Origin of the sequence: Bradyrhizobium liaoningense (assembly GCF_018130955.1) — a bacterium.
In the GTDB taxonomy this organism is placed as follows: domain Bacteria; phylum Pseudomonadota; class Alphaproteobacteria; order Rhizobiales; family Xanthobacteraceae; genus Bradyrhizobium; species Bradyrhizobium liaoningense_C.
In genome coordinates, this window is sequence record NZ_JAFCJM010000023.1 from 51,585 (window position 1) to 73,970 (window position 22,386).

General features: G+C 64.4%; 20 protein-coding genes. 8 read left to right on the plus strand and 12 right to left on the minus strand.

Annotation, left to right across the window (positions count from 1 at the left end):
* The first annotated feature begins 26 nt into the window (after positions 1-26).
* Positions 27-1,532 carry a glycosyltransferase family 2 protein gene (locus JQ632_RS20190; RefSeq protein ID WP_212404327.1) on the plus strand — a complete coding sequence of 502 codons (1,506 nt, stop codon included), beginning with the start codon at positions 27-29 and terminating at the stop codon, positions 1,530-1,532.
* A 3-nt stretch (positions 1,533-1,535) separates the two neighbouring features.
* On the opposite strand, the gene JQ632_RS20195 is transcribed toward JQ632_RS20190, so the two are convergent.
* Positions 1,536-2,747 carry a hypothetical protein gene (locus JQ632_RS20195; protein ID WP_212404328.1) on the minus strand — a complete coding sequence of 404 codons (1,212 nt, stop codon included), beginning with the start codon at positions 2,745-2,747 and terminating at the stop codon, positions 1,536-1,538.
* A gap of 94 nt (positions 2,748-2,841) precedes the next feature.
* Positions 2,842-4,395, minus strand: a complete 1,554-nt coding sequence (locus JQ632_RS20200) for a long-chain fatty acid--CoA ligase (protein WP_212404329.1) — start codon at positions 4,393-4,395, stop codon at positions 2,842-2,844.
* Between the two features lie 271 nt (positions 4,396-4,666).
* On the opposite strand from JQ632_RS20200, the gene JQ632_RS20205 reads away from it, so the two are divergent.
* Positions 4,667-5,803: an acyl-CoA dehydrogenase family protein gene (locus tag JQ632_RS20205; RefSeq protein ID WP_212404330.1), complete on the plus strand. Its 1,137-nt coding sequence runs from the start codon at positions 4,667-4,669 to the stop codon at positions 5,801-5,803.
* 135 nt (positions 5,804-5,938) lie between these two features.
* On the opposite strand, the gene JQ632_RS20210 is transcribed toward JQ632_RS20205, so the two are convergent.
* The 3 genes from JQ632_RS20210 to JQ632_RS39515 form a co-directional block, all read right to left on the minus strand.
* Positions 5,939-6,676 (minus strand): sterol desaturase family protein, encoded by a 738-nt coding sequence (locus JQ632_RS20210; RefSeq protein WP_212404331.1) that lies wholly within the window; start codon positions 6,674-6,676, stop codon positions 5,939-5,941.
* 123 nt (positions 6,677-6,799) lie between these two features.
* Positions 6,800-7,063 (minus strand): helix-turn-helix transcriptional regulator, encoded by a 264-nt coding sequence (locus JQ632_RS40305; RefSeq protein WP_312015634.1) that lies wholly within the window; start codon positions 7,061-7,063, stop codon positions 6,800-6,802.
* Positions 7,064-7,128: 65 nt separating this feature from the next.
* Positions 7,129-7,569 carry a hypothetical protein gene (locus JQ632_RS39515; protein ID WP_249152295.1) on the minus strand — a complete coding sequence of 147 codons (441 nt, stop codon included), beginning with the start codon at positions 7,567-7,569 and terminating at the stop codon, positions 7,129-7,131.
* A gap of 163 nt (positions 7,570-7,732) precedes the next feature.
* Here JQ632_RS39515 and JQ632_RS20220 point away from each other — a divergent pair, with 163 nt between their 5' ends.
* The 6 genes from JQ632_RS20220 to JQ632_RS20245 all read left to right on the plus strand — a co-directional run bounded on the left by JQ632_RS20220 (position 7,733) and on the right by JQ632_RS20245 (position 15,290).
* Positions 7,733-8,893, plus strand: a complete 1,161-nt coding sequence (locus JQ632_RS20220) for an acyl-CoA dehydrogenase family protein (protein ID WP_212404332.1) — start codon at positions 7,733-7,735, stop codon at positions 8,891-8,893.
* A 62-nt stretch (positions 8,894-8,955) separates the two neighbouring features.
* Positions 8,956-9,612 (plus strand): glutathione S-transferase family protein, encoded by a 657-nt coding sequence (locus JQ632_RS20225; RefSeq protein ID WP_212404333.1) that lies wholly within the window; start codon positions 8,956-8,958, stop codon positions 9,610-9,612.
* Positions 9,613-9,731: 119 nt separating this feature from the next.
* Positions 9,732-10,538 (plus strand): AraC family transcriptional regulator, encoded by an 807-nt coding sequence (locus tag JQ632_RS20230; protein ID WP_212404334.1) that lies wholly within the window; start codon positions 9,732-9,734, stop codon positions 10,536-10,538.
* 202 nt (positions 10,539-10,740) lie between these two features.
* Complete coding sequence (locus JQ632_RS20235) at positions 10,741-11,607, plus strand: 3-keto-5-aminohexanoate cleavage protein (protein ID WP_212404335.1); 867 nt, start codon at positions 10,741-10,743, stop codon at positions 11,605-11,607.
* A 93-nt stretch (positions 11,608-11,700) separates the two neighbouring features.
* The gene (locus tag JQ632_RS20240) at positions 11,701-13,317 is read left to right on the plus strand and encodes a carboxyl transferase domain-containing protein (protein WP_212404363.1); all 1,617 of its coding nucleotides are present in this window, start codon (positions 11,701-11,703) and stop codon (positions 13,315-13,317) included.
* Complete coding sequence (locus JQ632_RS20245) at positions 13,314-15,290, plus strand: acetyl-CoA carboxylase biotin carboxylase subunit (RefSeq protein ID WP_212404336.1); 1,977 nt, start codon at positions 13,314-13,316, stop codon at positions 15,288-15,290. Before JQ632_RS20240 ends, JQ632_RS20245 begins: the two co-directional genes overlap by 4 nt.
* Before the next feature lie 98 nt (positions 15,291-15,388).
* On the opposite strand, the gene JQ632_RS20250 is transcribed toward JQ632_RS20245, so the two are convergent.
* From JQ632_RS20250 to JQ632_RS20280, 7 genes are all read right to left on the minus strand, one after another.
* Entirely contained in the window at positions 15,389-15,913 is a 525-nt protein-coding gene (locus tag JQ632_RS20250) for a DUF4253 domain-containing protein (RefSeq protein ID WP_212404337.1), read from the minus strand.
* Between the two features lie 133 nt (positions 15,914-16,046).
* A complete protein-coding gene (locus JQ632_RS20255) occupies positions 16,047-16,490 on the minus strand; it encodes a hypothetical protein (protein ID WP_212404338.1) in 444 nt (147 codons plus the stop codon).
* 90 nt (positions 16,491-16,580) lie between these two features.
* Positions 16,581-17,567, minus strand: coding sequence for an ABC transporter ATP-binding protein (locus JQ632_RS20260; RefSeq protein ID WP_212404339.1), 987 nt, complete (start codon positions 17,565-17,567; stop codon positions 16,581-16,583).
* Entirely contained in the window at positions 17,564-18,574 is a 1,011-nt protein-coding gene (locus JQ632_RS20265) for an ABC transporter ATP-binding protein (RefSeq protein WP_212404340.1), read from the minus strand. The genes JQ632_RS20260 and JQ632_RS20265 overlap by 4 nt, the downstream gene beginning before the upstream one ends.
* Entirely contained in the window at positions 18,574-19,467 is an 894-nt protein-coding gene (locus tag JQ632_RS20270; protein WP_212404341.1) for an ABC transporter permease, read from the minus strand. The genes JQ632_RS20265 and JQ632_RS20270 overlap by 1 nt, the downstream gene beginning before the upstream one ends.
* A gap of 203 nt (positions 19,468-19,670) precedes the next feature.
* Positions 19,671-20,618, minus strand: coding sequence for an ABC transporter permease (locus JQ632_RS20275; protein WP_212404342.1), 948 nt, complete (start codon positions 20,616-20,618; stop codon positions 19,671-19,673).
* A 41-nt stretch (positions 20,619-20,659) separates the two neighbouring features.
* Complete coding sequence (locus JQ632_RS20280; protein WP_212404343.1) at positions 20,660-22,258, minus strand: ABC transporter substrate-binding protein; 1,599 nt, start codon at positions 22,256-22,258, stop codon at positions 20,660-20,662.
* Between the last annotated feature and the right edge of the window lie 128 nt (positions 22,259-22,386).

The following is a 22,386-nucleotide window of genomic DNA, read 5'->3' on the forward strand; positions in this document are numbered from 1 at the left end:
GGCCGCGTTCCGCCTACAACATGATCATGCCGAAGTCGCAGCCAGCAAGCGGCGCCGAACCGCCATTGTTCTCCATCATCATCCCGCTTGAGTATCATCGCGGGCAGTGGGAGCAGTCGTGGCAGGGCTGGACGCAGCAGACCGTCGAACGATCTCTCTACGAGATCATCCTGGTCGTGCCGCCCGACTTCTCGCCACGGGAGAGCCTGGCCGCGCTTGCCGGCAACGGCGCGCGGCTCGAGTTCGCGGAATCGGTCCACGACATCGGGCTCTGTGCGATCGGCGCGCACAAGGCGCGCGGCCGATACCTGTTCTTCACGGAATCGCACTGCTGGCCCGAGCCGGACGTACTCGCGCTCTGCACCCGTGCCATCGACAATCATCCCGACTGGGCGGGGTTCTCCTGTCGATCGGTTCCGATCTGTCACAACCGCCTCTCGGAGGCAGAGGCCGACATGTACCAGGCCGATATCGACTACGGCATGAAGGTGCATCCCTGGCGCAAGGTGCTCGACCAGTGCTTCGTGACGCGGCGCGATGTCTACGAGGAGTGCGGCGGCTTGCGCGAGGAGCTCGGCCATTTCGCAGAATGGGTGCTCGCGGCAAGCTATCACGCGCGTGGCCACGCGATCGGCTATCTGGAGGAGGCCCGCTTCCATCACTACTACATCGGCAGGCTCGGCGATCTCGCGATGTTCACGCTCGACTTCGTGCAGGGCGAGATCCGCTACCTCAGCGAAGGCAAGCGTGGTCCCGGCAGCGAGCTCCTGGAGATTCCGCGCGAATGGAGCTGTCAGGACAATTTCGATTCTGGTCTCGCGCGTCATCTCGTCGGCGCTCTCGTGCGGGACGGTGTTTCGCGCGACCTGCGCGAAAGCGCATCCCTCCGGCAATTGCGGGTGTTGTCGCGCTGGGTTGTGCTCGCCGCTCTCGGCGATCGTCCCGAGCGCGGCGCCGCCCGGCTCGCGGCGTTCCGTGCGTGCTGCGTGCTGACGGTTCTGGGGCTCGCCGGCTCGCGCGCGAGCATCTCGCGCTGGCTGAAGCGCTACATCGCGGCCCTGATCGACTATCAGCGCCTCGACTGTATCCGGCGCTGTCGCCCGGTCGCACGCCGTGCGCTCATGCGATCGGGCGAGCGCGTGCTTGCGCAGGCGGGCTTCCACGCCTGGGAGACCTGGCATGGTCGCGGGTTCCGCTGGAGCGAGCCCGAGGCGGCGGTCCGGATCAGCGTAGAGCCCGGCCACACTGTGGTCCGTATCGAATGCCTCGACGTCCGCGGGCCGCTGGATGGGATCGGGGTCCGCTTCTATTGCGACGGCGCCCGCGTGCCCGACACGTCGATCGTCGTCCGCGGCGATGGCTTCGATGTGAGCGTCGATCGGCCTTCAGGCGATGCATTCGTCCTGGCGTGGATCTGTGCGCGCTTTGCCGCGGTCGGGGATGAACGTCGTCTCGGCTTGCCGGTCGCGGCCATCGACCTCACGTCGGACGAGCGTAGCGACACGCCGCCTGTAAGAGTCAAAGCCGGTTGACGTTCAGTCGAGTTGCAGCCGAGCGATCGCGAAGCCGAGCTGGCGAATGTCAGGCGAACTGGGATCGAGATCGTGCGGGCTTCCCATGACCGGACATCGAAAGGTCAGGGCAGCGCGGCCCGGGCCGTTCGCCCAGGCGCCTTCGGGAATCTCGCTTTCGATGAGAATGCCGCCTTCGGCGACGCGCTTGCACAGCCGAAGCGGCCGGCCGTTGAGCGTGATCTCGAGCCGATTGAGCGTATCCTCGTTGAACACGTGCGACAGCAGACATTGGAATTGCCGGGGTGTCGTTGCCGCCCGCAGGCTCAGCGTGGCGGCCGGAGCGGAATTCCAGCACAGCCAGTGGCCTTCGTGATGCTCCCGTTCGTGCCAGCCGACGCCATGCAGGGGCTGATCCGGCGTAAAGCCATCGGCCTCGATCGGGGTCGCAAGCTCTGCCGCATCTTCGCCTGACGGCAGCGCCGCAAGTTTTTGCTCGAGCAGCCGGGACGCCTCGTCATAGAGCCGCAGGTCGAGTTCATTCCACGAGCGAAGGATTCGGAGGGACCCGGGATCGAGTTCGGGGTGGCTTGATCGCGGTGTGCGGTTGAGATAGGGCAGGGGACCGAGCGGGCCCCAGCCCATCATCCGTCCGAGCAGCCTCAGCGTATCGGCTTGCCGTTCCAGAATGCCGGCGAGGTCGATGCGTGCGAGATTGGTCAACGCTGCGTCCAGGAGGCGCGGATCGTCATCGTGAAGGCCGGACGACGGGCTGCCTGCGAGTTGCCGTGTCTGCACGTTGGCGAGCCAGTAGCGCGCGAGTGTTTCCTCTTCGGCGAGAAAGCGCGGCAGGCCGAGGGCACGTGCTCGCTCCTGGAACCGGCGCCGCGCCGCGTATTCGTCAGCGCTGAGCTCGGTCGACAGCGTGCGGAAGAAGGGCTCGCTGTGGCTTTGAAAGAAGTCATAGGCGGAGATGCAGCGCGCCATCGGTTCGCGCAGAACGGTGAAGATGGTCGGACGAGTCGGGAAAGACGCGGCATAGTCGAAGCCGACATGGCCGGTGGCAAACAGCGCGTCGCCCGGTTGCTGCGGGCCGCTCGCGGAATGAGCCTGATACAGGATCCGGTCCGCGGGAAAGCGGTTGGCCAACAGCCCGCGCAACGAGACGCCTGCGGTCTTGCGGATATGAAGAAAGAAAAACGGCCTTTCGGCCGTCAGCCTCGCGGCCTGCTTCATCAAATTGTCCCCGGTCAGGCTGCCCCGCACTGCTTGAGCACCTGTATCATAGCTTGCGCAGCGCCGTAACCAAAGCGCGATGCAGGCGCAGCGCTCAGGCGTTCGCGGCTTTTGCCTTGTCGACTTCGGAGGTCACTGAAAAGTCCTTGCGCAGGGTCGGCTTGTGGATCTTGCCGGTGGCGTTGCGCGGCAGCGCGTCGACGAAGCGGACCTGGCGCGGGCATTTGAAGCGCGCGAGATTGGCCGCGCAGTGCGCCATCACGTCAGTCTCGCTCAGTCGCTCGCCCGGCTTGACCGCGACGATGGCCATGCCGACCTCGCCCCATTGCGCGTCGGGAATGCCGATCACCGCGGCCTCCGCAATGGCACCGAGCTGATGCAGGACGTTCTCGACCTCGGCCGGGTACACGTTCTCGCCGCCGGAGATGTACATGTCCTTCCAGCGATCGACGATATAGTAAAAACCGTCTTCATCGACGCGCGTCGCGTCGCCCGTGTGAAGCCAGCCGTCCGTGAAGGATGATTTGTTGGCCTCCGGCCTATTCCAGTAGCCGGGCGTGACGTTCGGCCCCCGAACCCAAAGTTCGCCGAGCTCGCCGATGGCGGCGTCGCTGCCGTCGGGACGGACGATTCTGACCTCCGTGTGCAGCACCGGCTTGCCGGCGGAGCCGGCCTTGCGCGCCGCATCCTCGCGGTCGAGCACCAGCACCGACGGCGAGGTCTCGGTCATGCCATAGCCCTGCTGGAGCGCGACGCCGCGGGCTTCCCAGGCCTTGAGCAGCGGCACCGGCATCGGCGCGCCGCCGACGCCGCCGATGACGAGCCGACTCATGTCGGTGGTCGCAAAAGCGGGATGCTGCGCCATGAACTGGTAGATCGCGGGCACGCCGAAGAACACGTTGATGCCCTGCGCGGGATCGCCGATCAGTTGCAGCGCCTGGCCGGGATCGAAGGCGCGCATGATCAGCACGGTGCCGCCGGCATGCAGTGCGGGGTTGGTGTAGCAATTGAGCCCGCCGGTGTGGAACAGCGGCAGCACGGTCAGCAGCACCGTGGACGGACTGATGTAGGCGGGGCCGCCGAGATTGACGCAATTCCAGAACGTCATGCCATGGGTGATGATCGCGCCTTTGGGATGGCCCGTGGTGCCCGATGTGTACATGATGGTTGAGAGGTCATCGAGCGTGACCTCCTCGCTTCGCGCGAGCGGCTTCGCTGCGGCAATGCCGGCCTCATAGGAGCCGCCGGGGCCGAGCAGCAGCGCGGAGGCAACGCCGCAGAGCTTTGCCACGCTCAACGCGGTCTCGGCGAGATCGGTGTCGCAAATCATCACCTTGGGCGAGGCGTCGCCTGCGATGAACTGCAGCTCGGAAACGGTGAGGCGAGTGTTCAGCGGCAGGAACACGGCGCCGAGCCGTCCGCAGGCGAACTGCACCTCCAGCGTATCGATCGTGTTGAGTGCCAGCACCGCGACGCGGTCGCCGCGCGAGACGTTCAGGCTGTCGCGCAGATGCGTCGCGAGACGCGCGATGCGATCGTTGAACCCCGAATAGGTGAAGCGGCGTCCGCTTGCGAGGTCGATGACCGCGGCCTTGTCAGGGGTACGGCGGCTGTGATGGGCGATCCAGTCGTAGTAGCGAACGGGCAATCTGTCCTCCACGCGTGGTCTTGCGCCGCGCCAATTCCAACGTCTTGCAACATGCCGGGCCGGCCCCGGAGGGCCGGCCGGAAGTCATTGCACAAGGTTCTTTTTTGTCCGGGAGTTGGGCGTTGCGTTGCGAAAACTGTCTTGCGTTGAGTTGCTGGGGCGTGGCTTGATCGGCGCGCCTTGCCGCTGGCAGCCACTCCGCGCAAGTGGATGCGCTCTGTTCCGGCCATGGTGGCTCACGAGAATCGCGCGCCAAGCGAAAGCAACAGCGATGAAGAGCCCGTTCTATACCGCCGAGCACGAAGCGTTTCGCGACGTGATGCGTCGCTTTGTCGAGAAGGAGATCGAGCCATTCGCGCATGAATGGGACGAGGCCGGCGAATTTCCGCGCGCGCTCTATCGCAAGGCGGCCGAGATCGGCCTGTTGGGTCTCGGATTTCCCGAGGAATATGGCGGGATCGCCGCCGACCAGTTCATGAAGATCGTGGCGAGCCAGGAGCTGGCGCGAGCCGGCGCTGGCGGCGTCAGTGCGTCCCTGATGAGCCACACCATCGGTTCGCCGCCGATCGCGCGCGCCGCGCGGCCCGAGGTGAAGGCAAAAGTGCTGCCGCAAATTCTCGCCGGCGAAAAAATCTCCGCGCTCGCGATCACCGAGCCGAGTGGTGGCTCAGATGTCGCGAACCTCCGTACCAGGGCGCGCCGCGACGGCGATCACTACGTCGTGAGCGGCGAGAAGACCTTCATCACCTCAGGCATGCGCGCCGACTATCTGACCGTTGCCGTGCGCACAGGCGGCGAGGGCGCCGGCGGCGTCAGCCTGCTGCTGATCGAAGGCGGTACGCCGGGCCTGTCGCGCACCAAGCTCAAGAAGATGGGCTGGTGGGCGTCCGATACCGCGACGCTGCATTTCGACGAATGCCGCGTGCCGGCCGAGAACCTGATCGGCGAGGAAGGCCAGGGCTTCAAGATCATCATGCAGAACTTCAACAGCGAGCGCATGGGCATGGCGGCGGGCTGCACCGGCTTTGCGCGCGTCTGCGTCGACGAGGCGATCGCCTATGCCAGGGAACGCAAGACCTTTGGCAAGCCCCTCGCGCAGCACCAGGTCATCAGGCACAAGATCGTCGACATGGCCCAGAAGGTCGCCGCATCCCAGGCGATGCTGGAGCTGCTCGCCTGGCGGCTGGAGCAGGGCGAGAGCCCGGTTGCCGAAATCTGCATGATGAAGAACCAGGCCACGCAGACCATGGCGTTCTGCGCCTCGGAAGCGGTGCAGATCTTCGGCGGCGCCGGCTTCATGCGCGGCATCAAGGCCGAGCGCATCTACCGCGAGGTCAAGGTCAACGCGATCGGCGGCGGCACCGAGGAGATCATGAAGGACCTGGCGTCGCGGCAGATGGGGTTGTGACGGCCGTCGTTCTGGGGCGCGGCGTTAGCCGCGAACCCGGAACCTGGAGATGAGTGTGACGATATCGAGATTCTACGATGCGCAATTGCGCATCATAGTTCGACGCTGCGCGTCGCCCCGGAATAACGAAGTTGGTTACCGCCGGTCATACACATCCTCAAACATCAGCATCCGCGCCAGATGGCGTTCATTGTGATTCGGAAAGCCGCAGCGCGGCGCGAATTCGTTGGCGTCGCGATAGGTGCCGAACAATCTGTCCCAGATCGGAAGGTCGCCGTAATTGCCCGCATGGACGTTCAACTCGTGATGCAACGAGTGCAACTCCGGAGTCTGGATGAAATATTTCAGCCAGGACGGAGACTTGAAATTGGAATGGTACAAGAACTCGCCGATCGCAGCGAAGACGTTGAACCACATCGCACCTTCCACCGAGCAACCCAGCAGCGGGAAGAGGATGGCGGCGGCCAAGGCACTGTCGGCGAGAATCTCGACCGGATGCTTGTAGAACGAAGTAAGCGTCTCGATTCTGACCGGCGAATGGTGCACCTGGTGAAACAGCACCCACCATCCGTTCATGTGGCGGATACGATGCCACCAGTAGAAGAAGAACGTGCCGACGAACCAGGCCACAAAGCCTTCGAGCGCCGGTCGCCTCAGCGCATCCAGATCGAACAGCGACGCGCCGTCGAACAGGTGAATCCACATCTTGCTCGTCGTCAGCGTGATGCCGATCTGGCAGAGCAGGACGATCAGGGCGCGGCCATACCAGCCGGGCGCGTTGGGCAATTCCCGCCCCGGTGCGACCCGCTCCAGGATCATGAAGGCGATGGCTGCCAATATGATCAGCAGCGCTGTCAAAACAAGTGATGTCATGGCGGATCACCCTGGGTGTTGATCCGGGTGCCGGAGACGCCGGATCGTGAGGTTCTGCCGCAACAACATCACCGGCACGGCGGCCGGTCGATGACACGTACGTGCTAGAGGGTGACGTTGAACCTATTTCAGGGCCGCAATGAGCGGACTGCGCTTGGTAATGCCCAAACGTTCGTAGATGCCGCGGAAGTGATTGCCCACGGTATTCTCGGAGATGCCGAGCCGCGTCGCGATCGTCTTGTCCGGCAGCCCCATCAGCGCCAGATCGACCAATTGCCGCTGCCGCTCCGTGAGTTTTGACAGGTCGATCGGTGAGTTCGCCACCGCTTCAGTCTGGAGGAACAGCGCGTGAAGCACGGGGGCGATGAGGTTGAGCGAGGCCCGCACCTGGACGGGATGGTCGGCGGCAATGCCGGAGAAGCTGACATAGGTCCCGGTATTGGCGAAGGGATCTATGACGCCATGGCGGCGATCGCGCCGAGCGAGAACTGCTTGATCTCATCCAGCTCCCGCCTGGACGCAAAGGGTGGCGGGTCGGCCGGATCGAGGATGAAGGCCGCGCGGTTCTGCACCCACCAGGCAAAGCAGCCGCGCGAGGCGAGATCGAACGCGCCATCAAGGCTTGCGATGAACTCAGGCGCATGGCCTGACGTGACGGGGCCGCGCATCCGGATGCGGCCACCGGACAAGCGGCCATAGCTTCCGAGGAAGCGCTGGAACGGGAAAAAGCGGCGCAGCGGTCCCTCCACCCAACCCAGGATGCGATCGTCGGTCATCGATCCCGTGGGGGCCGCGTTCAGCGCTTCGATCCAGGCTTGCAAATTCAGGCCGGGCTCATCTGGCGAGACGTTAGTCTTGCGTTGCTTGGGATTGGCCGTCTTGGTGCCTCGCACTCGCCGCTCTCGTATGATGCCAATCCCGAGTTGGACGGCTTTGCTCTATTCTAGGATGAAACCTGCCTCGCGACTAGCTTGAGGCGAGATGGGACAGCCACTCCGCGCAAGTGGGTTGCGTCCGTTTTAGGCATGGTCATTCCCACGAGGAGAATTGCGATTCATGCTCTTTACCGCCGACCACGACGACATCCGCCGCTCCTTGCAAAAATTCATCGCGGGCGAGATCAACCCTCACGTCGATGAATGGGAGAAGGCCGACATCTTCCCGGCGCATGAGCTGTTCAAGAAGATGGGCAGCCTCGGCTTCCTCGGCCTGAACAAGCCGATCGAGTTCGGCGGCTCCGGCCTCGATTATTCCTACGCGCTGATGATGGCTGAGGAGTTGGGCGCCATCACCTGCGGCGGCGTGCCGATGGCGATCGGCGTGCAGACCGACATGGCGACGCCGGCGCTGGCGCGGTTCGGCTCGGACGAGGTGCGGCGCGAATTTCTTAGCCCCTCCATCGCCGGCGATTTCGTCGCCTGCATCGGCGTCTCCGAGCCTGGCGCGGGCTCGGACGTGGCCTCGATCAAGACCAACGCGCGCTCCGACGGCGACGACTACGTCATCAATGGCGGCAAGATGTGGATCACCAATGGTACGCAAGCCGACTGGATCTGCCTGCTCGCAAACACTGCCGAGGGGCCCGTTCACCGCAACAAGTCGCTGATCTGCGTGCCCATGAAGAGCAAGGGCGTGACTATCGCACGAAAACTCGACAAGATGGGCATGCGCTCCTCCGACACCGCCCAGATCTTCTTCGACAATGTCCGCGTGCCCAAGCGCAACCGGATCGGCGAGGAGGGCAACGGCTTTACCTACCAGATGATCCAGTTCCAGGAGGAGCGGCTGTGGGGCGCGGCCGCTTGTCTGAAGGCGCACGAATACATCATCAACGAGACCATCGAATACACCCGCAACCGCAGGGCTTTTGGCCAGAGCATCCTTGACAACCAGGTCGTGCACTTCAAGCTTGCGGAGATGCAGACTGAGGTTGAGCTGTTGCGCGCGCTGGTCTATCGCGCCGGTGAGGCGCTGGTCGCGGGAGAGGACGTGACCAGGCTCGCGACCATGGCCAAGCTCAAGGCCGGCCGTCTCGGCCGCGAGCTCACCGATGCCTGCCTGCAATATTGGGGCGGCATGGGCTTTACCAACGAGACGCCGGTTAGCCGCGCCTATCGCGACAGCCGGCTGACCTCGATCGGGGGCGGTGCCGACGAGGTCATGCTGATGGTCCTGTGCAAGATGATGGGGACGCTGCCCGGCAGCAAGAAAGTTTGAGCATGATCTTTTCGGGAAACCGCTGCACACTTTTCCGGATCATGATCTAGGGGAAATTCCTGATGATCACGCTTTATCATTGCGACGGTGCGCGCTCCTTCCGCCCGCTCTGGATGCTGGAGGAGATGGGACTGCCGTACGAGTTGAAGATGCTGCCGTTCCCGCCGCGGGTGTTCGCCAAGGAGTACCTCGCGATCAATCCGCTCGGTACCATCCCTTATCTGATCGACGGCGAGACCAGGATGACGGAGTCGTCAGGCATCTGCCACTATCTCGGCACCAGATACGCGCCGACGCCGCTGATGGTCGACGTCGAGGATCCCGCCTATGGCACGTTCCTGAACTGGATGTACTTCAGCGATGCCACGCTGACCTTCCCGCAGACGCTGGTGCTCCGCTACACCCAGCTCGAGCCTGAGGAGCGGCGCAATCCGCAGGTCGCCGGCGACTATGCAAAATGGTTCTTAGGGAGGCTGCGCGCGGTTGAGGCAGCGACCGCGAATGCCGAAACGTTGTGCGCCGGCCGCTTCACCGCCGCCGACATCGTGATCGGCTACGCACTCCGCCTCGCGGAAAATATCGGTCTCGCCAAGGACTTTGGGCCAAATGTCGCAGCCTATTGGGCGCGTCTGCAACAGCGCGACGGCTTTAAGCGTGCGGTCGCCGCAGAACGTAGGGCTGGAACCGAGCAAAACGTGGCGCCGAGGGTGCGCGCATAGGTTCCCGCGTCGTTTCGCGCATCGGAATGACAGCGCTATCCCTTCGTGACAGCGCCCGAATTTCCGCTAAGGTGGCCTCCGTCCGCAGCGGCCCAAAGAGCCGCGCGAGGAGGACCGCCATGGAAGACAAGGGTCGCGAATCCGACCATCTGATGCTGATCACGCCCGAGCGTGTGTTCTACGCCGGCTTGCTCGGCCGGCCCCGTGCGCGGTGCCCCGGCTCGTGCCACATCTATGTGGCGCTGAAGGGCGACCTGCATCTGACCACCGACGACGGCGAGAGCCACGGCGACCTGCTCGTCACCCTGCCGAACCAGCGGCACACCATCACCAGCGATTACCGAACCGTCGTCAGCGTGACACTGGAGCCGGAAAGCATGCCGGACGGCGCGCTGGAAGCCTTGGCCGCACGGCTCACGGGCCCGGACAAGATGGTCTACGTGCGCAAGCTCCTCGCGGCCTATGCGATGCTGCGCCAGCGTCGCTATGGCAACATCAGCAATGCCGAATTCGATGAGATGTGCTTTGGCGAAGCTCTGCCGCGCCGCACACTCGATCCGCGCGTGACGCGCGCAGTGGCGCGCATCGGCCGCTTCTCCGGCGAGCCGGTGACGGCGGATAGCTGCGCTGCGGAAGCCGGCCTCTCGGCCTCGCGCTTCCTGCATTTGTTCAAGGAAGAGACCGGCATCTCCTTCCGCTCCTTCCGCGCCTGGAAGCGTGCGCGCCATCTGCTGCATTTCGCCAACCAGGATCTCAACCTCGCCCATCTCGCGCAGGACATCGGCTATCCCGATTCCACCCATTTCAGCCACTCGATCCGCCGCTTCTACGGTCTGAAGCCGCGCGCGATCTTCGTCGGCTCGCGGGACCTTGCGATCTATCGCAGTGGCGAAACGACGGTGCAGGAGCTTGCGGAAGCAAGCTAGCGACGATCTTCGTCGGGTGGGCAAAGCGAAGCGTGCCCACCTCTTCTCCAGCAATCGCGGCGAGATGGCGGGCACGGCGCAAGCGCGCCTTTGCCCACCCTACGGCATTGCCGCAAACCTCTAGCTTCTCCGCGCAAGAAGCCGCATGCCGCGCGTCACATGATCGCAGCGTTGAATTCTCAACCTGCGAGACATCCAAGGCATGAGCGACAAGGCCGTCATCACCTGCGCGCTGAACGGCGTGCTCACCGATCCGAAGCAGCACAACGTGCCCGTCACGCCCGAACAGATGGCGCGCGAGGCCAAGGCTGCGTTCGATGCCGGCGCCAGCATCATGCACATCCATCTGCGCCAGCAAGCGCCGAACAAGGGGCACCTGCCGTCCTGGGAGGTAGCCGTCAGCAAGGAGATCCAGCAGGCGATCCGCGAAGCCTGCCCCGGCGTGATCATCAACCACACCTCGGGTGTCTCTGGGCCGAACTACTCCGGCGCGCTGGATTGCATCCGCGAGACCAGGCCGGAGATCGCCGCCTGCAACGCCGGCTCGCTCAACTATCTCAAGGTCAAGGCCGACAACACCTGGGCCTGGCCGCCGATGATGTTCGACAACGCGGTCGAGAAGGTGAAGGACTATCTCGACGTCATGAACGCGGTCGGCACCATCCCCGAGTTCGAATGTTTTGACGTCGGCATCGTCCGCTGCGTCGGCATGTACACCCAGATCGGCATGTACAGGGGGCCGCTGGAGTACAACTTCGTCATGGGCGTCGCCTCCGGCATGCCGGCCGATCCCGAGCTGCTGCCGATCCTGATCAAGCTGAAGCGGCCCGAGGCGCACTTCCAGGTCACCGCGATCGGCCGCGAAGAGATCTGGCCGCTGCACCAGCGCTGCGCCGATCTCGGCGGCCATCTGCGCACCGGCCTCGAGGACACGTTCTATCTTGCCGACGGCAAGAAGGTGACGTCGAACGGCCAGCTCATCGAAGCCGTCGCGGCCTGTGCCCGGCGCGCGGGTCGCGAGATCGCGAGCCCGGCGGAGGCGCGGAAGATCTTTGGGACCAACAGATAGTTCGTCATTCCGGGGCGATGCGCAGCATCGAACCCGGAATCTCGAGATTCCGGGTCTGGTCCTTCGGACCATCCCGGAATGACGGAGAAGATTGTGGCAATCATCGAAAACACCATCTCCCCCGGCAGTGCCGCCTACCACGCCAATCGCGACGGCATGCTCGGCCTCATCGACCGGATGCGAACGCTGGAATCGCGCACGCGTGCGGCGTCAGCCGCCGCAAAGGATCGCTTCCACAAGCGCGGGCAGCTTTTGCCGCGCGAGCGCGTCGCGCTCGTGCTCGATCCCGGCGCTCCCTTCATCGAGCTGTCCACGCTCGCCGGCTACATGTTCGACGTGCCGGATGCGAACAAGAGCGTGCCCGGCGGTGGCGTCGTCTCCGGTATCGGCTTCGTCTCCGGTGTCCGTTGCATGGTCAGCGCCAGCGATGCCGGTATCGATGCCGGCGCGCTGCAGCCTTACGGCCTCGACAAGACGCTGCGGGTGCAAGAGCTCGCGCTGGAGAACAAGCTGCCTTATGTGCAGCTCGTCGAAAGCGCCGGCGCCAATCTCTTGCGCTACCGCGTCGAAGATTTCGTTCGCGGCGGCAACATCTTCCGCAACCTCGCGCGGCTGTCGGCGGCGGGCCTGCCCGTCGTCACGGTGACGCACGGCTCCTCCACTGCGGGCGGCGCCTATCAGACGGGGCTGTCCGACTACATCGTGATGGTGCGCGGCCGCACCCGCGCCTTCCTCGCCGGGCCGCCGCTGCTCAAGGCCGCCACCGGCGAGGTCGCGACCGAGGAAGAGCTCGGCGGCGCCGAGATGCATACCTCGATCTCCGGCCTCGGCGATTATCTCGCCGAGGACGACCGCGATGCCTTGCGTATCGCGCGCGAGATCATGGCCGCGCTGGAGTGGGACCGGCCGGGCAGGGCGGGCGCGCAATACAAGCCGCCGCGTTACGATCAGGACGAGCTGCTCGGCATCATGCCGATGGACCACAAGCGTCCCGTCGACATGAAGCAGGTCATCGCCCGCATCATCGACGATTCCGACTTCACCGAGATGGCGCTGAATTACGGCCCCGCCACCGTCTGCGGCCATGCCCGCATCGAGGGCCAGGCGATCGGCATCATCACCAATAACGGCCCGCTCGATCCCGCCGGCGCCAACAAGGCGACGCATTTCATCCAGGCCTGTTGCCAGACCCGCACGCCGATCCTCTATCTGAACAACACCACCGGCTACATGGTCGGCAAAGCCTACGAAGAAGCCGGCATGATCAAGCACGGCTCAAAGATGATCCAGGCGGTGACCTCGGCGACGGTGCCGCAGATCACGATCTATTGCGGCGCCTCCTTCGGCGCCGGCAACTACGGCATGTGCGGCCGTGGCTTCCATCCGCGCTTCTGCTTCTCCTGGCCTAACGCGAAAACCGCCGTGATGGGCGGCGAGCAGGCCGCCGAAACCATGGCGATCGTGACCGAAGCTGCCGCCGCACGGCGTGGCAAGCCGATTGAAAAGGAGAAGCTGGAGGCCATGAAGGCGCAAATCGTCGGCGTGTTCGACGGCCAGATGGACGTATTCTCGACCAGCGCGCGCGTGCTCGACGACGGCGTGATCGATCCGCGCGACACCCGCGCGACCCTCGCTGAGGTGCTCGCGATCTGCCGCGAGGGCGACGTGCGGACGCCGCAGCGCATGCAATTCTCGGTGGCGCGCCCATGAGGAACGGATCAGTGCAGCATCGGCCGTTCTTCAAGGTTTTGATCGCCAATCGCGGCGAGATCGCGCTGCGCGTCATGCGCGGTGCGCGCCGGCTCGGGCTTGGCGTCGTCGCGGTCTATTCGGACGCGGATCGCGACGCGCTCCATGTGCTGCAGGCCGATCAGGCCGTGCGCATCGGCGAGGCGCTGCCGGCGCAGTCCTATCTCAATATTCCCGCCATCATCGCCGCCGCGAAGGCGAGCGGCGCTGATGCCGTGCATCCCGGTTACGGCTTCCTTGCCGAAAACGAAGACTTTGCGCAGGCCTGCAAGGATGCCAGCCTGGTCTTCATCGGCCCGTCACCGCAGGCGATTTTGGCGATGGGCAACAAGGCCGGCGCCAAGGAGATCATGCAGAAGGCCGGCGTGCCCATCGTGCCCGGCTATCAGGGCACCGAGCAGGGCGACGAGGTGATGCTCGCGGAAGCCAGAAAGATCGGCTTCCCCGTGATGATCAAGGCGGTTGCCGGCGGCGGTGGCCGTGGCATGCGGCTCGTGACCGACGCGGCGTCGTTCCCGGATGCGCTGCGCAGCGCGCGCTCCGAGGCCAAGGCCGCGTTCGGCGATGGCAGCGTCATCCTCGAACGCGCCATCCAGAATCCTCGTCACATCGAGATCCAGGTGTTCGGCGATGCCCACGGCAACGCCATCCATCTCGGCGAGCGCGATTGCTCGGTGCAGCGCCGGCACCAGAAACTGATCGAGGAGGCGCCGTCACCGGCAGTAACGCCTGAGCTGCGTGCGAAGATGGGCGAAGTCGCAGTCGCCGCTGTGAGGGCGTTGCGCTACGAGGGCACCGGCACGCTCGAGTTCCTGCTCGACGACCGCGGCGAGTTCTACTTCATGGAGATGAACACCCGCCTCCAGGTCGAGCACCCCGTGACGGAAGCCATTACTGGGCTCGACCTCGTCGAGCTCCAGTTGCGCGTCGCGCGCGGCGAACCGTTGCCCGTCAAGCAGCAGGACATCCGCCTCTCGGGCCACGCCATCGAGGTGCGGCTCTGCTCGGAAGACGCTACGCATGATTTCATGCCGCAGTCCGGCCGCATGGCGCGCTGGCGGGTGCCGGGAGATATCCGCGTCGAGCACGCTTTGCAGTCGGGATCGGAAATCCCGCCGTTCTACGATTCCATGATCGCAAAAGTCATCAGCCACGGCGCCACGCGCGAGGAAGCGCGGGGGCGGCTCATCGTCGGCCTGGAGCAGCTCGTGGCCTTCGGCGTCACCACCAACCAGGCGTTTTTGATGTCGTGCCTGCGTCATCCCGGTTTTGCCAGGGGCGAGGCGACCACGGCCTTTATCGGTGCGCATCGCGATGAACTGATGGCGCCACGCAAGGATGGCGCGTCCGATGTCGCGCTTGCGGGCCTTTTGCTCTATGTCACCAATCCCAATGCTCCGTCGTGGCGCAGCGGGCGGAGCCTGGCTGCAACCTTCCCGCTGCCCGTGCAGATAGAGATCGACGGCAAGGCGCACGAGCTCGACGTCATGCGCGAGCGCGACGGCGGCTACAGCGTCGCCGCCGATGGCAAGACGAACAAGTTCGAGATCGATCAGCTCGATCCGGACGCGATCCGCTTCCGTCATGACGGCGTGATGGACACCGCAAAATTCCATCGCGACGGCGACCGCCTTTATGTCCAGCATCGCGGCCAGCCACTGGCGGCAACCGACCTCACGCTCGCCGCACCGAAGGCCGCGGCCGCCAATGGCGGCGACGGCAAGGTGCGCGCCGCCATGAACGGCCGCGTCGTCGCCGTCCTCGTCAAGCCGGGTGATCGCGTCACCGCGGGGCAGCCGGTGATGACATTGGAAGCGATGAAGATGGAGCACGTCCACAAGGCCGGCGTCGACGGCGTGGTGGCGGCGATCGACGTCGCCGAAGGCGAGCAGGTGACGACGGGCAAGATCGTGGTGGAGATCGGGGCGGGCTAGGACCGCAAACTCGTCATTGCGAGGAGCGAAGCGAAGAAGCAATCCCCGGCCTTGTGGACAACTGCTCCATCGAACCGGAGACGCTTCGCTGGCGTCCATCAATCCCACCAGAAGACCCAGTACCTGCTCGTTGTCAGCGAAGCCGCGTGGGACTGGATCGCCTCGCGTGAAAACTGATAGTCCTCAAGCGTCTCCTGGCAAAACAGCAGCTGTTCGCGCAGAAGACACAACGCATCCTGGAAGCTGGCAGGCGGACGGCTAACCCTGAATTCAAGCGTTCCGCTGCCAATCGCGCAGATGTCGGCACCAAACCGCGTGTGCCAATGCTCTGCGACGGCCATCATGTCTTCGGGAGAGGGTGCATCATTCCAGCCGCCGTAAAGCAGGAACGCTGGAATTCTCCAGCTCTTGGCGGTTGGAATGCGCAAGGCTGCCACCTCCCTGAACGGCTCGATCGGTCGCTTTGAGTGGTCGAAGACCGTCCACATCGGCCCCTCGACTGGTTGCGGCAATTCAAGATCGGGATCGGGAGTCAGGGACGATAGCTCGTCCAAGGCCATCCTCAGTTCGTCGTCCAGATTGCGATATGCTTCCTCAAAGAAATCCTCGGCCGGACGGCGCATCTTCAATGTCTGGCGAGCGGCTCCGATCCACTGCCGATGTGTCACCTGGGGAAGCAACCAGGCGTTTGGCGAAAGAATCAGCGGGGAAAATCCTGCGATCCGGCCTTCGCGCTGGAGAGCCCCGAAGCTCTCTTCAATTCCCTCGCCTGGGAGAGTTGTGAACTCCAGCTTGAGCCGCTCGATCTGCGTTTGTCCATTGCCTCGCCTGCCTGGCCTCCCGTTCGACCGCGAGGCTGGCCAAGACATCCGGCGATCCCGCGCCGGCAGGTTGAAGCTGACGCGCTTGCATGTTCGACGCGATGAACGCTCCAGCCATCACGGCGACAAAACCGATGGGCGAAAAAAAGGGGATGAGCACGGCAAGCCACGGCGGAACGCCGACCATGGCCAAACCTCCAGAGAGGGCAAAAAGGCTCATTAGAACGACCGCTATGGCCGAATAGCGCAGCCTCGCGCGCTCGATGCCGCCAGGGAAGGACGAGAACCGGGATGCCGCGTATCGTGGCGCCAGCCAGATGGCGGAGGCCAACGCGCCTCCGACAAGAAGAATCATCGCGGCTGAAATGAAGCGGGTCATGAACGGAATACCGACGAGAGATGGGACAGATATCTCAGATCGCGTCTATTTGTCGACCCTCGCTCGGATTGTTTGTGGCTCTGTAAGGATCTACAGTCCCCGCCCCGTCCCATCATTCAGCAGACACGCCACCTGATGTCCGCCGCCCGCGTCGACCAGCGCCGGCCGCTCCGCCTTGCACCGGTCCATCGCAAAGCGGCAGCGGGTGTGAAAGGCGCAGCCGGATGGCGGATTGACAGGGCTCGGCACGTCGCCGTCGACCAGCGGCGCGAGCCGCTTGGCGTGGGGATTGGCGATCGGCACGGAGGCGAGCAGGGCCTGCGTGTAGGGATGGCGTGGATTCCTGAACAGCTCGTCCTTGTCTGATATCTCGACGATGCGGCCGAGATACATCACCGCGACGCGGTGGCTGATATGGGCGACCACCGCAAGGTCATGCGCGATGAAAAGGTACGAGAAGCCGTGCTGGCGTTGCAGGTCGATCAACAGGTTGATCACCTGCGCCTGGATCGAGACGTCGAGCGCGGAGACCGGTTCGTCGCAGACGATCAGGTCCGGCTCCAGCGCGAGTGCGCGGGCGATGCAGATGCGCTGGCGCTGGCCGCCGGAGAATTGATGCGGAAAGTTGCGCATCTGGTCGGGCCGCAAGCCCACCTGCTCGAACAGTTGTGCAACCCGCGTCTCCAGTTCCTTGCCGCTCGCGAGCCCATGCACTGCGATCGGCTCGCCGACGATGTCGCCCGCGGTCATGCGCGGGTTCAGTGAGGCGAACGGGTCCTGGAACACGATCTGCATCGAGCGGCGATGCGGACGCAGCTCGGTCTTGGAGAGGCGGGTGATGTCCTCGCCGCGCAGCCGGATCTGGCCCGAGGTCGGCTCGACCAGCCGCAGCACGCTGCGCGCCACCGTCGACTTGCCGCAGCCGGATTCGCCGACCAGGCCAAGCGTCTCGCCCGGTGCAAGCGCAAAACTGACGCCGTCGACCGCATGCACCGTGCCGACTTGCCGCCGCAGCACGCCGGCGCGCACCGGATAATGCTTGATGAGGTCGGTGACCTCTAACAGCGCCTCGGTCATGCCACCGCCTCCGCGATGTCAGCCGCGCGCCAGCAGGCGGCGAGATGGCCGCCGCCAAAATCCTCAAGCGCCGGATACTCCTCCTGGCAGCGCTTGACCGCGAGCTTGCAGCGCGGCGCGAAGGCGCAGCCCTTAGGCAATCGCACCAGCGACGGCACCGTGCCGGGGATTTCATTGAGCCGCGCCTGTGCCGCGACGCCGGACGCCGGCACAGCCGGGATCGAAGCCATCAGGCCGCGCGTATAAGGGTGTTTGGGATTGGCGAACAGCTGCTCCACCGTCGCTTCCTCGACCTTTTTTCCGGCATACATCACGATCACGCGCTGCGCCGTTTGCGCGACCACGCCGAGATCGTGCGTGATCAGCACGAGGCCGGTGCCGAGCTCCTTCTGAAGATCGAGGATCAGCGCCAGGATCTGCGCCTGGATGGTGACGTCGAGCGCCGTGGTCGGCTCGTCGGCGATCAGCAGCACCGGCCGGCAGGCCAGCGCCATCGCGATCATCGCGCGCTGGCGCATGCCGCCGGAGAGCTGATGCGGATATTCCCTGGCGCGGCGCGCCGGCTCGGGAATGCGGACCAGGCGGAGCATTTCGACCGCGATGGCCTGGGCCTCCTTGGTCGAGAGCTTCCGGTGCAGCCGTACGGCCTCCGTGATCTGGTCGCCGATCCGCATCACCGGATTGAGCGAGGTCATCGGCTCCTGAAAGATCATGGAGATGCGGTTGCCCCGGATCGCGCGCATCTGCACCTCGTCCAGCGCGAGCAAATCGGTGCCTTCCAGCGTCACGGAGCCGCCGACGATCCGGCCGGGCGGATCGGGCACCAGCCGCATGAGAGAGAGCGCGGTCACGCTCTTGCCGCAGCCGGATTCGCCGACGATCGCCAGCGTCTCGCCGCGCTTCACGCCGAACGAGACGTCATCCACCGCCTTGAACAGCCCGGAATTGGTGAAGAACACCGTTTTCAGGTTCTTCACCTCGAGCACGATATCGGGTTTATCCGCCATCAGCCGCGCTGCCTCGGATCGAGGATGTCGCGCAGCGCGTCGCCGAACAGGTTGGTGCCGAACACAGCAAGGCTGATCGCAATCCCCGGAAAGATCACCAGCCACGGTGCGGTGCGGACATATTCGGCGGCCGATTCCGACAGCATGCGGCCCCAGGAGGGATAGGGCTCGGGAATGCCGAGGCCGAGGAACGACAGCGAGGCTTCGGTGAGGATCGTCGAGCCGAGCTGGGCGGTGGCGAGTACGATCAGCGGCGCCAGCGTGTTCGGCAGCACGTGGCGCAGCGCAATCCGCACCTCGCTCATCCCGATCGATTTCGCCGCCTCCACGAAAGGCTGCTCGCGCAGCGCCAGCGTGTTGGCGCGGATGACGCGGGCCACCGTCGGGATCAGAGGAATCGCGATCGCGATGATCACGTTCGGCAGCGACGGCCCGAGTGCCGCCGTCATCACCAGCGCGAGTACCAGCAGCGGCAGCGCCTGCAGAACGTCGGAGACGCGCTGGAACACGAGGTCGACCCAGCCGGAGAGATAGCCCGACGTCAGCCCGACGATGACACCGATCGAGGCACCGAGCGCGGTCGAGCCGATGCCGACCGCGAGCGAGATCCGCGCGCCGTGGATGATGCGGCTGAACACGTCGCGGCCAAAGGAATCGGTGCCCATCCAGTGCGCCGCGCTGGGACGGGCCAGGGCGTGCGCGGCATCGACGGTGAGAGGATCGAAGCGGGCGATGAAATCGGCGAAGATCGCCGTGAATACGAACAGAATCATGATGACGAGGCCCGCTGCGCCCAGCACGTGGCGCTGCGCCAGAAACAGCACCCGCCGCCAGCCCCCGGTCGCATTGGCGCCAGCGCGCTTCAGTTCGACATCAAAGTCGATCGCAGCCATGCGTCCCCTCCTATCTTCTTCTCCCTCTCCCCGCTCTTCGCGGGGAGAGGGTTGGGGTGAGGGGCTGTCTCAGCGAAGACGGTGAGAATTGAACTCGTGGATAGTCCCCCTCACCCGAATTTGCGCGTTGCGCAAATTCGACCTCTCCCCGCAAGCGGGGCGAGGTGAAGGGTAGCGCGCTGGTCCAGAGCAGGATCATCCAATCAATCCGTAAAGCGGATGCGCGGGTCGAACACCGCGTAGAGCATGTCGACGGTAAAATTCGCGAACACCACGACGACGGCGATGAACATCACGAGGTTCTGCACGATCGGGTAGTCGCGCCAGCGGATCGCCTCGACCAGGAAGCGGGCGACGCCGGGAATGTTGAACACGGTCTCGGTCACGATCAGGCCGCCGATCAGGAAGGCGGCTTCGATGCCGATCACGGTAATGACGGGCAGGATCGCGTTCTTCAGCGCGTGGTGATAGTTCACCGAGGCATCCGAGGCGCCCTTGGCGCGCGCGGTGCGGATGTAGTCTTGCCGCAGAACCTCCAGCATCGAGGAGCGCGTGATGCGCATGGTCAGCGCGGCGCTGCGGAAGCCGACGGCGGCGGCCGGCACGGCATAGGTCGCGAACGCCTCGAGGAATGTCTTCGGATTGGGATTGAAGATCGGCATCTGGCCGAACATCGACACCGAGGCGGTGAGGATCAAGAGGCCGAGCCAGAACGAGGGCAGCGACAGGCCGCTGAGGCTGATCACGCGCAGCGTATAGTCCAGCTTTGTTCCCTGCTTCACCGCGCTGATGACGCCGAGCGGAATGCCGATGGACGCGGAGAACAACAGCGCCAGCCCGGCCAGCCGCGCCGTGATCGGAATCCGCGGCAGGATCTCCTGCAGCGCGGGCTTCTCCGAGACGTAGGAGTAGCCGAAATCGCCGCGCAGGAAGCCGCTGATCCAGTGCCAGTACTGCACCACCAGCGGCTGGTCGATGCCAAGCTCCTTCTCCAGATTGGCCTTGTCGGCGGGATCGACATAGCCGGCGGCGGCGAACAGAATGTCGACGATGTTGCCGGGCACGATTCGCAACAGGAAGAAGATGACGACCGAGATCCCGAACAGGGTCACCAGCATCAGGAACAGGCGCCGCACCAGATAGGCAAACATCCTTCGCCCTCCCGCGAGCCGCTAGTCTTCAGCCTATCGCGCTACTTGTCCAGCCAGACGTCCTCGTAGCGGAAGCCATTATAGGAGCTGTTGGACATGATCGTGATCCCCTTGACATAGGGCTGCCAGCAGGTGCCGGCGCGCGCATGGAAGATGATCGGGCGAGCCACGTCCTCCTGCAGCTTCTTGTCGATGTCCCAGACCAGCTGCTTGCGCTTCTTGACATCGGTCTCCTGGGACTGCACGTCGAACAGCTTCTCGATCTCCTTGTTGCAGTAGTTGGTGTAGTTGCGCTCCGAGCCGCAGGAATAGTTCTCGTAGAAGGACTGGTCGGGATCGTCGACGGCGTTGCCGGTCAAATTGAGGCCGAGCATGTAATCCTTGCGCGCCACCTTCGGGAACCAGTTCGCGGTCTCCACCACGTCGAGCTCGCCGTCGATATAGATGCTCTTGAGCTGGTCGATCAGGATCACCGCCGGATCGCGATATTCCGCGAGGTTGCGGGTGGAGACCTTTACCGCAAGATGCTTGTCCGGGCCGTAGCCCGCCTTCTGCATCAGCTTCTTGGCTTCCTCACGGTTCTTGTTCACGTCGGGGCCGTAGCCGGGAATGCTCTCCAGCATCTCCTTCGGCATCGCCCAGAGACCGGCCGGTGCCGGCAGCATCGTGCCGCCGGCATCGCCCTGGCCCTCGAACATGATCGAGATGAACGACTTGCGGTCGAGCGCCATCGCCATGGCCCGGCGGATGTCGATGTTGTCGAACGGCGCGGCCGTCGAATTGACGATGATGTTGGTCGAGACGTTGGTGGGCTCGACCGCGCAAACAGCGTTCGGCGCCTGGGACTTCAGGTCCTTCAGCAGCGGGATCGTGATGTGCGTCGGGAAGGTCATGTCGAACTTGCCGGCGACGAAGGCCAGGATCGCGGTCGAGCGGTTCGGAATGATGGTGTACTCGATGCCGTCGAGATAGGGCCGGCCCTTCTTCCAATAGTCCGGGTTGCGGACGAGCTTGATCGATTCATTGGCCTTGAACTCGACGAATTTGAACGGGCCGGTGCCGATCGGGTTGGTGCGCATGTCGCCGGGCGAGACGTGGCAGGGATAGACCGGCGTATAGCCGGAGGCGAGCAGCGCCAGCAGCGACGGCTGCGGCCGTTTCAGGTTGAAGGAGACCTCGAAATCGCCGTTGGTCGAGATGTCGTTGACCTCGCTGTACCAGGCTTTTCGCGGGTTCTGCCGGAACTTCTGCTGCGACTTTCCCATCAGCATGTCGAAGGTGCATTTGACGTCCGCCGAGGTGAACGGCTTGCCGTCGTGCCATTTGACGCCCTGGCGCAGCTTGAAGGTCAGCGTCTTGTTGTCATTGACCCAGGCCCAGCTCTCCGCCAGCTCGGGCCTCAGCGTATCGGGGCTGTTCTGCGCGATGTGCTGGTCGTAGATGACGAGATTGTTGAACACCCCCATGAACGGCACGTTGATCGAATAGGTCGCGCCTTCATGGATCGAGGCGTTGGCGGGGCTGTCGCGGTGATACATCCGCAGGACACCGCCCTGTTTGCCCTCGCCCGCGAACGTGGTGGTGGGAACCGCCAGCAAAGATAGCGCCGCCACTGCGGCGAGCGCCCGCACGCTCCGCATGCTCATCCTCCCTCGACATCGGCCTTTGCGGCCTGTTTGGATGGACGATAGCGACGGGCGCGGGGGCAGGCAACGGCCAAGGCCAGTTGCCGCCTCGGCAATTCGGATGACGGAAGGCCGCAGGTGTG

Coding starts and splice junctions, on each gene's coding strand:
- JQ632_RS20205 (WP_212404330.1), top strand. CDS start 4,667: ATGAAGAGCCCGTTCTATACCGCCGAGCACGAAGCGTTTCGCGACGTG.
- JQ632_RS20250 (WP_212404337.1), bottom strand. CDS start 15,913: ATGCGCCGTCCGGCCGAGGATTTCTTTGAGGAAGCATATCGCAATCTG.
- JQ632_RS20265 (WP_212404340.1), bottom strand. CDS start 18,574: ATGGCGGATAAACCCGATATCGTGCTCGAGGTGAAGAACCTGAAAACG.
- JQ632_RS20230 (WP_212404334.1), top strand. CDS start 9,732: ATGGAAGACAAGGGTCGCGAATCCGACCATCTGATGCTGATCACGCCC.
- JQ632_RS20195 (WP_212404328.1), bottom strand. CDS start 2,747: ATGAAGCAGGCCGCGAGGCTGACGGCCGAAAGGCCGTTTTTCTTTCTT.
- JQ632_RS20235 (WP_212404335.1), top strand. CDS start 10,741: ATGAGCGACAAGGCCGTCATCACCTGCGCGCTGAACGGCGTGCTCACC.
- JQ632_RS20225 (WP_212404333.1), top strand. CDS start 8,956: ATGATCACGCTTTATCATTGCGACGGTGCGCGCTCCTTCCGCCCGCTC.
- JQ632_RS20220 (WP_212404332.1), top strand. CDS start 7,733: ATGCTCTTTACCGCCGACCACGACGACATCCGCCGCTCCTTGCAAAAA.
- JQ632_RS20245 (WP_212404336.1), top strand. CDS start 13,314: ATGAGGAACGGATCAGTGCAGCATCGGCCGTTCTTCAAGGTTTTGATC.
- JQ632_RS20275 (WP_212404342.1), bottom strand. CDS start 20,618: ATGTTTGCCTATCTGGTGCGGCGCCTGTTCCTGATGCTGGTGACCCTG.
- JQ632_RS20260 (WP_212404339.1), bottom strand. CDS start 17,567: ATGACCGAGGCGCTGTTAGAGGTCACCGACCTCATCAAGCATTATCCG.
- JQ632_RS20270 (WP_212404341.1), bottom strand. CDS start 19,467: ATGGCTGCGATCGACTTTGATGTCGAACTGAAGCGCGCTGGCGCCAAT.
- JQ632_RS20210 (WP_212404331.1), bottom strand. CDS start 6,676: ATGACATCACTTGTTTTGACAGCGCTGCTGATCATATTGGCAGCCATC.
- JQ632_RS20280 (WP_212404343.1), bottom strand. CDS start 22,258: ATGCGGAGCGTGCGGGCGCTCGCCGCAGTGGCGGCGCTATCTTTGCTG.
- JQ632_RS20190 (WP_212404327.1), top strand. CDS start 27: ATGCCGAAGTCGCAGCCAGCAAGCGGCGCCGAACCGCCATTGTTCTCC.
- JQ632_RS20255 (WP_212404338.1), bottom strand. CDS start 16,490: ATGACCCGCTTCATTTCAGCCGCGATGATTCTTCTTGTCGGAGGCGCG.